The following is a 12,418-nucleotide window of genomic DNA, read 5'->3' as shown; positions in this document are numbered from 1 at the left end:
TACGTGACCGCGGCTCGGCGCGCGCTCACAGGGAAGGCCAAGGCTTCTCTGGCATGGCGTCTCCGCCCCATGAGCACGGTCAAGACTCCACCCACCATCCGCACGGTCGCCGCGCGCGCCGAAGTTTCGGTTGCGACCGTCAGCCGGGTGGTCAACGGCCTGGCGCCGCCGCATTCGGCGGCGACGCAGCGCGTGCGCGAGGCGATCAAGGAACTCGGCTTTCGGCCGAACCGTCTGGGTCGGGGTCTCAAGACCGCGCGCAGTTCGACGATCGGCTTGATGATTCCCTCACTGGCCAATCCGGTCTTCGCGGGTTCGGTACAGGGCGTCCAGGGCGCGGCCCGGGCCGCCGGCTACGGCGTGCTCCTGACGGCGACCAACTACGACAAGGGCGAGGAAGCGGAGGCGGTCGAAACGCTGCTCAGCCACAACGTGGACGGCCTGATCCTGACCGTCGCCAAGTCCGACGACAGTGAGTTGCTGGATGAGCTGGACGAGCGCGGGGTGGCCTATGTGCTGATCTACAATCAGCCGAGCGTAAGACACCGCGCCGCGGTTACCGTCGACAATGTCGCCGCCGCCCGCGAGGTGGTCGAGTTGTTGAAAAGCTACGGTCATCATCGCATCGGCATGGTCGCCGGTCAGTTCGCCGACAGCGACCGCGCGCGCCTGCGCTGGCTCGGCTACGACGATGCCATGTTGCGCGCCGGGCTGGAGCCGGATCCGGTGATCGAGGTCGCCTTCGAGGCGACGGACCTGACACGGGAGCTCCGAAGCGCCCTGACGACGCCGGAGTCGCCGACGGCGCTCTTCTGCTCGACCGACCTCATCGCGGTCGCCGTGATGGCCGCGGCGACCCGTCTTGGGCTCGAGGTGCCGCGCGATCTTTCCCTGGTCGGCTTCGACGGAATCGCCATGACAGCGGCGCTGCGCCCGCAGCTCACCACGATCGTCCAGCCGACCGAGGCGATGGGGCGCGACGCCTTCGGGTTGCTGGCCAAGCTGATGGCCGGCGGTGAAGAGGCCGAGAGCCTGCGCGCGCCTGTCCTGCTGACCCACAGCCTGCGCCGGGGGGAGACGGTGGGGCCGGCTCGGTCCGGGCCACTGCCTCTGTCCGGCCGGACGTCTTGAGCCAGAGGTCTTGAGACTGCCGGCCCGTTGCATCTTTTGAAGACGAGGAAAGGATAAGGATCGATGCGTAACGTGATGTTGGGCCTGGCGACCGCCGGGGCCGTGGTTGCCTTCATGCCGAGTGTCGAAGCGGCGGACGCGATCTGCTACAACTGTCCGCCGCAATGGGCCGACTGGGCCTCCCAGCTCGACGCGATCGAGGCGGCGCTGGGGTACGAGATTCCGCACGACAACAAGAACAGCGGTCAGACGCTCAGCCAGTTGCTGGCGGAGAAGGGCAATCCCGTCGCCGACATCGCCTACTACGGCGTCACCTTCGGGATCAAGGCGAAGGCCGAGGGTGTCACCGAAGCCTACAAGCCGGCTGGTTTCGAGGAAGTCCCCGACGGCCTGAAGGACCCCGAGGGCCACTGGTTCACGACCCATTTCGGAACGCTCGGTCTCTTCGTCAACGTCGATGCCCTGGGCGATGCCGCAGTGCCGCAGTGCTGGGCCGATCTGACCAAGCCGGAATACGACGGCATGGTGGGTTATCTCGATCCCTCCAGTGCCTTCGTCGGCTATGCCGGCGCCGTGGCGGTCAATCGGGCGATGGGTGGCGATCTGGACAACTTCGATCCGGCCATCGCCTACTTCCAGGATCTGGCCGAAAACGATCCGATCGTGCCGAAGCAGACCTCCTACGCCCGCGTCGTCTCGGGCGAGATTCCCATTCTCTTCGACTACGACTTCAACGCCTATCGTGCCAAGTACACCGAAGACGGCAACTTCGAATTCGTGCTGCCCTGCGAGGGCTCCGTCGTGGTGCCTTACGTGATGAGCCTGGTCGCCGATGCGCCCAACATGGAAAAGGGCAAGGAGATTCTGGATTTCATCATGTCGGACGCCGGCCAGGCGATCTGGACCAACGCCTTCCTGAAGCCGGCACGCCCAATCGAGTTGCCGGCGGAGATCGCCGAGAAGTTTTTGCCCGACAGCGATTACGAGCGGGCCACTCCGGTGGACTACGCCAAGATGGAGCAGGTTCAGAGGGACTTCGGCGAGCGTTACCTTAACGAGGTGCGCTGAGCGGAGTCCGAATCCTAGTTCCGACTTCTGGTTCTGCGCGACCGGCGGGTGTCCAGGTAGGACGGCCGCCGGCCTTTGCCGTTCGGATTGTCTTGCGATGTCCCGCGATTTGTCTCGTCACCTCCTTCTCTTGCTGCCGCTCGTCATTCTCATCGGCGCCTTCTTCCTGCTGCCCATCGCAAGGCTGATCCTGGTCGGCGCCAGCGGTGACGCGGGCGTCGCCGCCTATGCGGCGGTGGTGACGACGCCGCGCTACTTCGAGAGTTTTCTCAACACTATTCTCCTGTCCGCAGGGGTCACGCTCATGACTTTGGCGATCTCCACCGCGGCCGGTCTTTTTCTTCAGCGCAATGCCTTTCCCGGACGCGATCTGCTGGTGGCGCTGATGACCTTTCCACTCGCTTTTCCGGGCGTGGTCGTCGGCTTCATGGTGATCATGCTGGCCGGCAGGCAGGGTGTGATCGGCGGCATCACGGATGCGGTCTTCGGCGACAAGCTGGTCTTCGCCTACTCGATGGCCGGCCTCTTCATGGGCTACGTCTACTTCTCGATTCCGCGAGTCATCCTGACCATCATGGCCGCGATCGAGAAGCTGGACCCCGCGTTGGAGGAGGCGGCCCGCTCCCTGGGTGCGGGCCCCTGGACCGTGCTGCGCGACGTCGTGTTGCCGGCTCTGAGGCCGGCCTTTCTGGCCTCCGGCGCGATCTGTTTCGCAACCGCGATGGGCGCCTTCGGGACCGCTTTCACCCTGGCGACGGATATCGACGTGCTGCCGATGACCATCTACACGGAGTTCGTGCTCTACGCCAACTTCGCGACGGCGGCCGCGCTCTCCATCGTTTTGGGCGCGATTACCTGGCTGGTTCTTGCGCTGTCGCGCAGCCTGGCCGGCAACAGCGTTGCGGCGGCGGGATAGTAGAATGCTGGGCGGTTCTGCGAAACGGCGCGGTTGGGGGTTCTGGGTGCAGCTTGCCTTCACCCTTCTGGTCTGCAGCTTCCTGATCCTGCCGGCGCTGCTGTCGATGCTCGCCGGGATCACGGTGAACTTCTTTCAGGGTCTGTCCAGCGGCCTGACCCTGAAGTGGGTGCTGCAGGTTTTCGAGCTCTACAGCGATACGCTGCTCTTGACCCTGGGCATCGCCTTGGCCTGCCTGGCCGTCACGTTGCTGATCGGCATTCCCGCGGCCTATGTCCTGACCGTGCGGCAGACCTGGTTGACGCGGCTGGTCGAGGAGGTCGTGACCCTGCCAGTCGCAATCCCCGGCCTGGCCATTGCCCTGGCTTTGCTGCTGACCTACGGCGGCCTGGGGGAGTTTCGACGCTCCTGGGGTTTCATCCTCGTCGGCCATGTCCTCTACACGCTGCCCTTCATGCTGCGGGCCGTGATGGCGGTGCTGGCCTCGATCGACGTGCGCACTCTGGAGGAGGGAGCGGCCAGCTTGGGGGCCGGCTTCTGGACCCGCTTCTTCACCATCGTCCTGCCCAACGCCCGCTCCGGCATTCTCGCCGGCTCGCTGATGGTGGTGACCCTTTCCATCGGAGAGTTCAACCTGACCTGGATGCTGCATACACCGCTCACGAAGACCCTGCCGGTCGGACTGGCGGACTCCTACGCTTCGATGCGGCTGGAAGTCGGCAGCGCCTTCACGCTGGTCTTCTTCGTCATGATCGTCCCGCTGCTGGTCGCGATGCAGGCCATGAGCCGGCTGGAACGCCGCGCCCGCGCGGCCCGGCCGCTTGCCGATGACAACGCGGGCAACACGGCCGACGCCTCCGCGGCCGGGTTGTCCGGGGACCGGGTTCCGGAGGCGCCGCGATGACGCTTGGCGAGACGCCGCGCACCCCCGTGCACTTACGGGGCTGTTCCAAGACCTTCCCCGACGGCACGCGGGCGTTGGAGCCGTTGGATCTGGAGATCGCGGGGGGCGAAACCGTTGTGTTCCTGGGCCCCTCGGGCTGCGGCAAGACGACGACGCTGCGTCTCGTGGCGGGGCTGGAGGCGCCAGATCCCGGCGGCCGCGTGCTGTTCGATGGGCAGGACGTCACGCCGCTCCCGATCGAAAAGCGCCGGGTTGGCATGGTCTTCCAGTCCTACGCGCTCTTCCCCAACATGGATGTGGCCGGCAACGTGGGCTATGGCCTGCGGGTCCGGCGAGTCTCCGAGGCCGAGCGGCAAAGCCGGGTTGCCGGGGTGCTCGAGATGATGGCGATCGGCGATCTGGCTCACCGCAGGATCGACCAGTTGTCCGGCGGTCAGCGCCAACGGGTCGCGCTGGCGCGTGCTTTGGCCGTGCAGCCCCGAGTGCTCTTGCTCGACGAGCCGCTGACCGCGCTCGACGCCGCGTTGCGCGAACGGCTGCGCGTGGAAATCGACGCGCTGCTGCGCCGGCTGGGCATCACGGCGATCTACGTGACCCACGATCAGTCGGAAGCCATGGCCTTGGGCGACCGCATCGTCGTCATGAGTCGTGGGCAGGTGGCGCAGATCGGACCGCCGAGAGAGATCTACTTCCGGCCGGCCAGCCGCTTCGTTGCGGAGTTCATCGGGACCATGAACCTGCTGCGCGGCTCTCGGCGCGGCGGATGGCTGCAATTGCCCGGCGGCCGGGTGCGGTTGCCGGCCTCGGATGAAACTCCCGACGCTGCCGAGGCCGACTATCTCTGCCGCCCGGAAGCCCTGCTTGTCACGGACTCCCAAGACGCGGTCCTGTCGGGCCGCGTTGCCTCGGCCCTGTTCCTGGGAAATCGCACGCGGCTGATCGTCGAGGGCCTCACCGAGCGGCCCGTCGTCGCGGAAGCGCCGGGACGGCGTGAGTTTCGTCCCGGAGAGCGGGTCGGATTCGCGCTCGACCCGCAGGATGTCATCCGGCTGCCGGACTGACCCTGTCTCCGTCGCCTTGTCCCGCCGAGGGCGCCTGGGGCACCGCGATGCCGCCGGACGGCGAATCGCAGCTTGTCATTTCCAGCCAGGTGGGCCTGCCGCCTGCCGTCTTCATGAAGTCGCAACTTGTCTATATAACAATATGCTGATATGGATATCGAGGTCGAATTGCCGTCACAAGCTGGCGCTTTTGGATCAGTTAATCTCTTGCTGCTAGCTTCGTGCCACGCAAGACCGAGAGCTGAGGAAGGCCTGCCTCATGTCGCGGATGCCCCAAGTTTCCTTCGAGGTTTTCCCGCCTGCGCCAAAGGCGGAAGAGCGCTTCTGGACGACGGTGTCCCGCCTTTCGGCGCTGCAGCCGGCTTATCTGTCGGTGACCTACGGTGCCGGCGGGTCCGCCAGGGACCGCAGCGACCGCGTTCTGCGGCGTATGCGGCAGCAGAGGGGAACGGTTCCAGCGGCGCACCTGACGACGGTCGGCGCCAGCCGGGCCGAGACGGACGACCTGGCGAAGAGTTGGATCGAGGCCGGGATCTCGCACTTCGTGGCCTTGCGCGGCGACATGCCCGAGATGGGGGATGCCTTCACGCCGCATCCGGAGGGCTATGCCGGAGCGGCCGAACTGACCGAGGCGCTCAAGCGCCTGGGCGCCGGACATGTCTCGGTCGGCGCCTACCCGGAACCGCACCCGGACTATCGCGGCGGTGAGTCCGATTTGGTGCACCTGCGGTGCAAGTTCGCGGCAGGGGCGGACGACGCCATCACCCAGTATGTTTTCGAGCCGGAGATTTTCCTGCGCTACCGCGACCGGGTCACGGCGGCGGGGATCGACGCGCCGGTGATCGCCGGCATCATGCCGGTCTTCGACTTCGCCAAGGTCTCCAACTTCAGCCGTAGGTGCGGCGCCAGCGTCCCGGCCTGGCTGGAGGCGCGCTTCGCACCCTTGGCCGACCAGCCCGACGCGCATCACGAAGCCGCCGTCGAGACGGCCGTTTCCTTCTGCCGCCGGCTGCAGGGCGAGGGGGTCGAGGGTTTCCACATCTACACGCTGAATCGGCCCGAGTTGACCATCGACATCTGCCGCGATCTTGGCTGGGCGAGTCCCGCCAAGCTGCGCGAGGCGGCGGCCTGATGGCGACGGCAGCGATATCGCCGCGCCGTCTGGAGCAGGCGCTCGAGCTGCGTGTTTTGCTGGCGGCCGATCCTTGCGCCCTCGCGGCACAGCAGGACGCGACGGATCCGGCGCGCGACCTTCTGGGCTTGGTCGATTGCACCCAGGCTCTGGCTGTGACCCGTGCCCTGCGGGTGCGCGCGGCCGCCGTCCGCGCGCTCGAGGCTGGCGTCGATTTGCTGTTGGTCGAAACGCCGCGGCTCCGGGACACGGATCTGGCCGATGCGGGTTTCGCCTTGTCCTATGCAGCGGCGGACCTGGCCTGTCAGGCTATCGATTCCGTGCCGGGGCAGGGCCGGCGGCGATTTCTGCTGGGCCGGGCGGAGGCCGCGACCGCCTCGCAGATTGCCGGCCTGCTGGCCGGCGGTGTCGACGCGCTGATCGCCGACGATACGGCCTCGCTGGCTGCGGCCGCCGCCGCCGCGGAAGCGGAAACCGGACAGCGCGTGCCTCTGCTCGACGGCCGGCGTTTGCCTCTGGTCGAGCTGGCGCCGAAGGATCTGCCGCGGGCGGTGGCCACGGGTGCGCGACTGGTCGTCGGTCTCGACCCGGCCGGTCTCGATGCCGCCCTGCGCCGGACGGCGGCAGACGGCTTCCGGCCGTCGGTCCCGGGCGTGGTGCAGGAGGAAGCACAGACCCCCTCCAGCCTCCACCACGCCAGCGCTCTGGGCGACCCACGCAGCGCTGCCTAGCAGCGTCGACCCAGCCTGGCACCCGATAGGAGTCCCATGTCCCTCACCCCCGAGTCCGATCGCCAAGCCGCGCTGGCCGATGCCCTGACGAAGCGCATCCTCGTCCTGGACGGGGCCATGGGTACCGAAATCCAGCTCCTGAAGCTGGAGGAAGCCGACTATCGGGGCGAACGCTTCGCCGATGCGCCCGGAGATCTGAAGGGCGACAATGACCTGCTGGTCCTGACCCAGCCCAAGATGATCCGCTCGATCTACGACGACTATCTGCGGGCCGGTGCCGATATCCTGGAGACCAACAGCTTTAACGCCACCCGTCTCAGCCAGTCGGACTACGACCTGGAAGACGCGGTGCCCGACATCAACTACGAGGCGGCGCGTATCGCCCGCGAGGCCGCGGAGGCTTTCAGCACGGCGGACAAACCCCGTTTCGTCGCCGGCGTGCTGGGGCCGACCTCACGGACCGCCTCAATCTCCCCGGACGTCTCGGATCCCGGCAAGCGCAACGTCGATTTCGAGGAACTGCGGGCGAACTACCGCGAGGCGGCGGAGGCGCTGCTGCGGGGCGGCAGCGACCTGATCATGGTGGAAACGGTGTTCGACACGCTGAACGCCAAGGCCGCGCTCTTTGCCCTGGACGAGCTTTTCGATGATCTCGGCGCCAAGTGGCCGATCATGATCTCCGGCACGATCACCGACCTCTCGGGCCGCACGCTCTCCGGTCAGACGGTCGAGGCCTTCTTCTATTCGGTGCGGCATGCACGGCCCTTCAGTGTCGGCCTCAACTGCGCGCTCGGCCCCAGCGAGCTGCGGGCTTACCTGGCCGAACTGTCGCGCATCGCCGATACGCCGGTCTCGGCGCATCCCAACGCGGGTCTGCCCAACGAGCTGGGCGGCTACGATCTGAGTCCGAAGGATATGGCTGCGCAACTCGAGGAGTGGATGGCTTCGGGGCTGCTCAACATCGTCGGCGGCTGTTGCGGCACGCGTCCCGACCATATCGCGCGGATCGCCGAGGCTGCCGCGAAGCACAAACCGCGCGCGGTTCCGGTGTTGAAACCGGCCCTGCGACTGTCGGGCCTGGAGCCCTTCGTCGCGCAAACCGCGGATGACGATAAGGCAGCAGAGGTGGCGGCATGATCGGCAGTTTCATCAACGTCGGCGAGCGGACCAACGTCACCGGCTCCGCGCGCTTCAAGAAGCTGATCATGGAGGACGACTACGAGGCCGCTCTCCAGGTCGCGCGCCAGCAGGTCGAGAACGGCGCGCAGATCATCGATGTCAATATGGACGAGGGTCTGCTCGATTCCGAAGCGGCGATGGTGCGTTTCCTCAATCTGATCGCCGGCGAGCCGGATATCGCCCGCGTGCCGATCATGATCGACTCCTCGAAGTGGAGCGTGATCGAGGCCGGCCTGCGCTGCGTGCAGGGCCGGGCGGTGGTGAACTCCATCTCCATGAAGGAGGGCGAGGAGGCCTTTCTGGAGCAGGCGCGTCTCGTGCGCCGCTACGGAGCGGCTGTCGTGGTGATGGCCTTCGACGAGCAGGGTCAGGCCGACACGATCGAACGCAAGGTGGAGATCTGCCAGCGGGCCTTCGAGCTCTTGACCGGCAAGGCCGGTTTTCCGGCCGAGGACATCATCTTCGACCCGAACATCTTCGCCGTCGCCACGGGCATTGCCGAGCACAACGACTACGGCCGTGCCTTCATCGAGGCGACGCGGCAGATCCGCACGTCGATGCCGGGCGTCCACGTCTCCGGCGGCGTGTCCAACGTCTCCTTCTCGTTCCGCGGCAACAACGCGGTGCGCGAGGCGATGCATTCCTGCTTCCTCTATCACGCCATCGCGGCCGGCATGGACATGGGCATCGTCAACGCCGGTCAGATGACGCTCTACGACGATATCCCGGAGACGCTGCGGGATGCGGTGGAGGACGTGATCCTGAACCGCCGCGAGGACGCGACCGAGCGCTTGCTGGAGGTCGCGGAGTCCTACCGGGGGCAGGGCGCGCAGAAACAAGAAGCGACGCTGGAGTGGCGCGAGGAAGACGTGCAGGCACGTCTCAGCCACGCGCTGGTTCACGGCATCCAGGAGTTCATCGAAGAGGACGTGGAGGAGGCGCGGTTGCAGGCCGAACGTCCGCTCCACGTGATCGAAGGCCCCCTGATGGCCGGCATGAACGTGGTCGGCGACCTCTTCGGCGCGGGCAAGATGTTCCTGCCGCAGGTGGTGAAGTCGGCGCGCGTGATGAAGAAGGCCGTGGCCTACCTGCTGCCCTACATCGAGGCCGAGAAGTCCGGTGCCCAGGACAAGAAGGGCAAGATCCTAATGGCGACGGTGAAGGGCGACGTCCACGATATCGGCAAGAACATCGTCGGCGTGGTTCTGCAGTGCAACAACTACGAGGTCATCGACCTCGGCGTCATGGTGCCTGCAGCCAAGATCCTCGAGACCGCGAAGACCGAAGAGGTCGACATTATCGGCCTCTCCGGCTTAATCACGCCAAGCCTCGACGAGATGTGCTTCGTTGCCTCCGAGATGCAGCGCCTGGGCTTCGACACCCCTCTGCTGATCGGCGGCGCGACGACCAGCAAGGTCCACACGGCCGTCAAGATCGACCGGAACTACGACAACGCCGTGGTCTACGTGCCCGACGCCTCGCGTGCCGTCGGCGTGGCCGGTCATTTGCTGTCGCAAGAGCGGCGTGCGGACTACGCCGCCGAGATCGCGGCCGACTACGTCAAGCTGCGCGACGGCTACAGCCGCAAGGGCGAAGGCCCGGCCCGCGCGCCCTTCGCCGAAGCGCAGGTGAACCGCGATCCGATAGACTGGGCGGCCTACGATCCGCCGCAGCCCGCGTATCGCGACATACAGGTTCTCGACGACTACCCGCTGGAAGAGCTGATCGAGCGGATCGATTGGACGCCCTTCTTCGCGACCTGGGAACTGCACGGCCGCTATCCCGATATCTTGCAGGACGCCACTGTGGGCGAGGCCGCGCGCGGGGTTTTCGCCGATGCCCAGGAGCGGCTTAAGGACTTGCTTAAGGGCGGTTGGGTGAAACCCCGTGCAGTCTTCGGCTTCTTTCCGGCCAATGCCGTCGGCGACGATATCGAGCTTTACGCCGACGAGACGCGGACGGACGTCCGCGCGGTGGCCCATTGCCTGCGCCAGCAGATGAAGCGCGACGGCAAGCGTCCGAACCTCTCCCTGGCCGATTTCGTCGCGCCGAAGGACAGTGGCAAGGCGGATTGGCTCGGAGCCTTCGCGGTGACGGCCGGCGCGGAAATCGAGGCCGAGGCCCGTCGTTTGAAGGCGGCCGGCGACGACTACGAATCGATTCTGCTGCAGGCGCTCGGCGACCGCCTTGCCGAGGCTTTCGCGGAGCGGCTGCACGAGCGGGTGCGGAAGGAGTTCTGGGGCTACGCCGCCGACGAGTCCCTGAGCAATCTCGACATGATCTCCGAGAGTTATCGCGGGATTCGCCCAGCCCCCGGGTATCCCGCTTGCCCGGACCATACCGAGAAGCAAATGCTCTTCGAGTTGCTGGATGTCCCCAAGCGTGCCGGGATTTCGCTGACCGAAAGCTTCGCCATGACACCGCCTTCCTCGGTCTCCGGCTGGTACTTCGCCCACCCTCAGGCGCGCTACTTCGGGGTCGGTCGGATCGGCCGCGATCAGGTCGAAGACTATGCGGACCGCAAAGGCTGGAGCCTCGAGGTGACCGAGCGCTGGCTGGCGCCGAATCTCGGCTACGAGCCTGCCGCCCGGACCCGCGACCGCGAAGCGGCCTGAGGCCGGCGTTTCTCCGACGAAGCTCTGCAGCCTTGGCGCTGCGGGGCAATTGAGGCTATGTCTAGACCGACGCGTCTTCGGGCCGACCCGCGCGAAGGCTTGTAAGTTGGTCGATTGCTTGACGTCGGGGCAGTCAGTCCACGGTCTTTACGACGGCGGTCCCTCCTGACGAGGCGATCATTTCGGAGGCAGGTTTCATGGGCCCGAAAGTCTTCATCGACGGCGACGCCGGTACGACCGGCCTGCAGATCGTTGCGCGGCTCGAAGGCCGTCGCGACCTGAGCCTGCTGCGCCTGCCCGAAGACCGCCGCAAGGATCCCGAGGCTCGGCGCGAGGCCCTGAACGCCTGCGACCTGGCGGTGCTCTGCCTGCCGGACGCGGCTGCGCGGGAGGCCGTTGCCATGATCGACAATCCGGAAACGCGGGTGCTCGATGCCAGTACCGCGCACCGCACCGCCGAGGGCTGGGTTTACGGTCTGCCGGAGATGGATGCCGCTCAGGCGGAGGCCGTGCGCGGCAGCAAGCGGGTGGCCAATCCCGGCTGCTATCCGACGGGTGCGATCCTTATCCTGCGTCCGCTGGTGCGGGCTGGTCTGCTGCCGGCGGACACGCCGGTGACGGTCAATGCCGTCTCGGGCTATTCCGGCGGCGGCAAGGCCCTGATCGCGCGCTATGAAGGCGAGACGGCGGACGGTCCCGACTTCTTCGCCTATGGCCTGGACCTGAAGCACAAGCATCTGCCCGAAATGCAGGCCTGCAGCGGCCTGAGCCATGCACCGATCTTTCAGCCGTCGGTGGGGCGCTTCCGCCAGGGCATGCTGGTCTCGGTGCCGCTGCATCTTTGGTCCTTGCCCGGGCGGCCTGCCGCTCCGCAGATCCACGAGACGCTCTCTTCGGCCTATGCCGGCCAGCGGTTCCTGCGCGTCGAGCCGCTGGCGGCGGCGGGCACGCTGGATCCGCAGGCGCTGAATGGAAGCAACGATGTGGCGTTCCACGTCTTCGCCGATGCCTCGGGGGAGCGTTGCCTGATCTCGGCGGTGCTGGACAATCTGGGCAAGGGGGCGTCCGGGGCCGCGGTGCAGAATCTCAATCTGATGCTCGGCCTCGAAGAGGTCGCGGGCCTGGAACCGGCCATAGCGGCTTGAAGGGGGCCCCTCAACGGGTCTAGATGCCGCTTCCGGGTTTGCTTGTCAGCCGGTCGTGTCTCCGTTTGTGATCTGCGCCACCTTTTCCGGGCGGGCTGCGGCCTGCCGGTGAGCGCGGTCGCAGCGGACCGGCTCCTGCTCCTCGAACGTCGTTCCGCCGTCGCCTGCCAGGCGCGGCGAAACGGAATCGAGGAGTATCGGAATGACGCAGGCACTTTTTCCACGGAAGGCTGTTGCCGCTCTCCTGACAACGGGCTTGACCTCTTTCGGCGCGGCCGCTCAGGACGAACACCGCGACGCATTGCGGGAACCGGCACCGGAGATCGTTTTGGCCGAGCCGGGCGTGCCTCATGTCGTGACAGGCAGGGTCTACTGGAGCGATCATCGACTGGCGGGTCTTTGCCGCGCCTTCGATGGCCACTTCGCCAAGCTTGCCGGGTCCGCGGTTTACCTCTGCACGCCGCGGCGTTCCGGAGTTCCCGAGCCGGAAACCGGCGGAAACGTCGTCCGGCGCTGATCGAAGCCTGACTCGCCTT

Annotated in this window: 11 protein-coding genes; all 11 read left to right on the top strand. The window is 66.5% G+C overall.

Translation table 11 applies throughout. The features are described 5' to 3' along the window. Window positions 1–69 precede the first annotated feature (69 nt). On the top strand, window positions 70–1,131 hold the full coding sequence (locus DBZ32_RS05250) for a substrate-binding domain-containing protein (RefSeq protein ID WP_119166018.1): 1,062 nt from the start codon (window positions 70–72) through the stop codon (window positions 1,129–1,131). 63 nt (window positions 1,132–1,194) lie between these two features. After that, complete coding sequence (locus tag DBZ32_RS05245) at window positions 1,195–2,199, top strand: ABC transporter substrate-binding protein (protein ID WP_119166017.1); 1,005 nt, start codon at window positions 1,195–1,197, stop codon at window positions 2,197–2,199. 97 nt (window positions 2,200–2,296) lie between these two features. Then, window positions 2,297–3,115 carry an ABC transporter permease gene (locus DBZ32_RS05240; protein WP_119166016.1) on the top strand — a complete coding sequence of 273 codons (819 nt, stop codon included), beginning with the start codon at window positions 2,297–2,299 and terminating at the stop codon, window positions 3,113–3,115. A 4-nt stretch (window positions 3,116–3,119) separates the two neighbouring features. Next, window positions 3,120–4,019 carry an ABC transporter permease gene (locus DBZ32_RS05235; protein WP_119166015.1) on the top strand — a complete coding sequence of 300 codons (900 nt, stop codon included), beginning with the start codon at window positions 3,120–3,122 and terminating at the stop codon, window positions 4,017–4,019. After that, window positions 4,016–5,080 carry an ABC transporter ATP-binding protein gene (locus tag DBZ32_RS05230; protein WP_119166014.1) on the top strand — a complete coding sequence of 355 codons (1,065 nt, stop codon included), beginning with the start codon at window positions 4,016–4,018 and terminating at the stop codon, window positions 5,078–5,080. Before DBZ32_RS05235 ends, DBZ32_RS05230 begins: the two co-directional genes overlap by 4 nt. A 259-nt stretch (window positions 5,081–5,339) precedes the next feature. Then, window positions 5,340–6,212 carry a methylenetetrahydrofolate reductase gene (locus DBZ32_RS05225; protein WP_119166013.1) on the top strand — a complete coding sequence of 291 codons (873 nt, stop codon included), beginning with the start codon at window positions 5,340–5,342 and terminating at the stop codon, window positions 6,210–6,212. Next, window positions 6,212–6,943, top strand: coding sequence for a hypothetical protein (locus DBZ32_RS05220; protein WP_119166012.1), 732 nt, complete (start codon window positions 6,212–6,214; stop codon window positions 6,941–6,943). Before DBZ32_RS05225 ends, DBZ32_RS05220 begins: the two co-directional genes overlap by 1 nt. Before the next feature lie 36 nt (window positions 6,944–6,979). Continuing rightward, window positions 6,980–8,080 (top strand): homocysteine S-methyltransferase family protein, encoded by a 1,101-nt coding sequence (locus DBZ32_RS22925; protein ID WP_208539104.1) that lies wholly within the window; start codon window positions 6,980–6,982, stop codon window positions 8,078–8,080. Continuing rightward, entirely contained in the window at window positions 8,077–10,737 is a 2,661-nt protein-coding gene (gene metH, locus DBZ32_RS05215; protein ID WP_208539103.1) for a methionine synthase, read from the top strand. The genes DBZ32_RS22925 and metH overlap by 4 nt, the downstream gene beginning before the upstream one ends. A gap of 197 nt (window positions 10,738–10,934) precedes the next feature. Beyond that, complete coding sequence (gene argC / locus DBZ32_RS05210) at window positions 10,935–11,882, top strand: N-acetyl-gamma-glutamyl-phosphate reductase (RefSeq protein WP_119166011.1); 948 nt, start codon at window positions 10,935–10,937, stop codon at window positions 11,880–11,882. A 202-nt stretch (window positions 11,883–12,084) separates the two neighbouring features. Continuing rightward, the gene (locus DBZ32_RS05205; RefSeq protein WP_119166010.1) at window positions 12,085–12,399 is read left to right on the top strand and encodes a hypothetical protein; all 315 of its coding nucleotides are present in this window, start codon (window positions 12,085–12,087) and stop codon (window positions 12,397–12,399) included. Window positions 12,400–12,418 lie beyond the last annotated feature (19 nt).

The organism is Algihabitans albus, from assembly GCF_003572205.1.
GTDB lineage: Bacteria > Pseudomonadota > Alphaproteobacteria > Kiloniellales > DSM-21159 > Algihabitans > Algihabitans albus.
The sequence above is the reverse complement of the archived record's forward strand: the minus strand, read 5'-3'. Positions and strand labels throughout refer to the sequence as shown.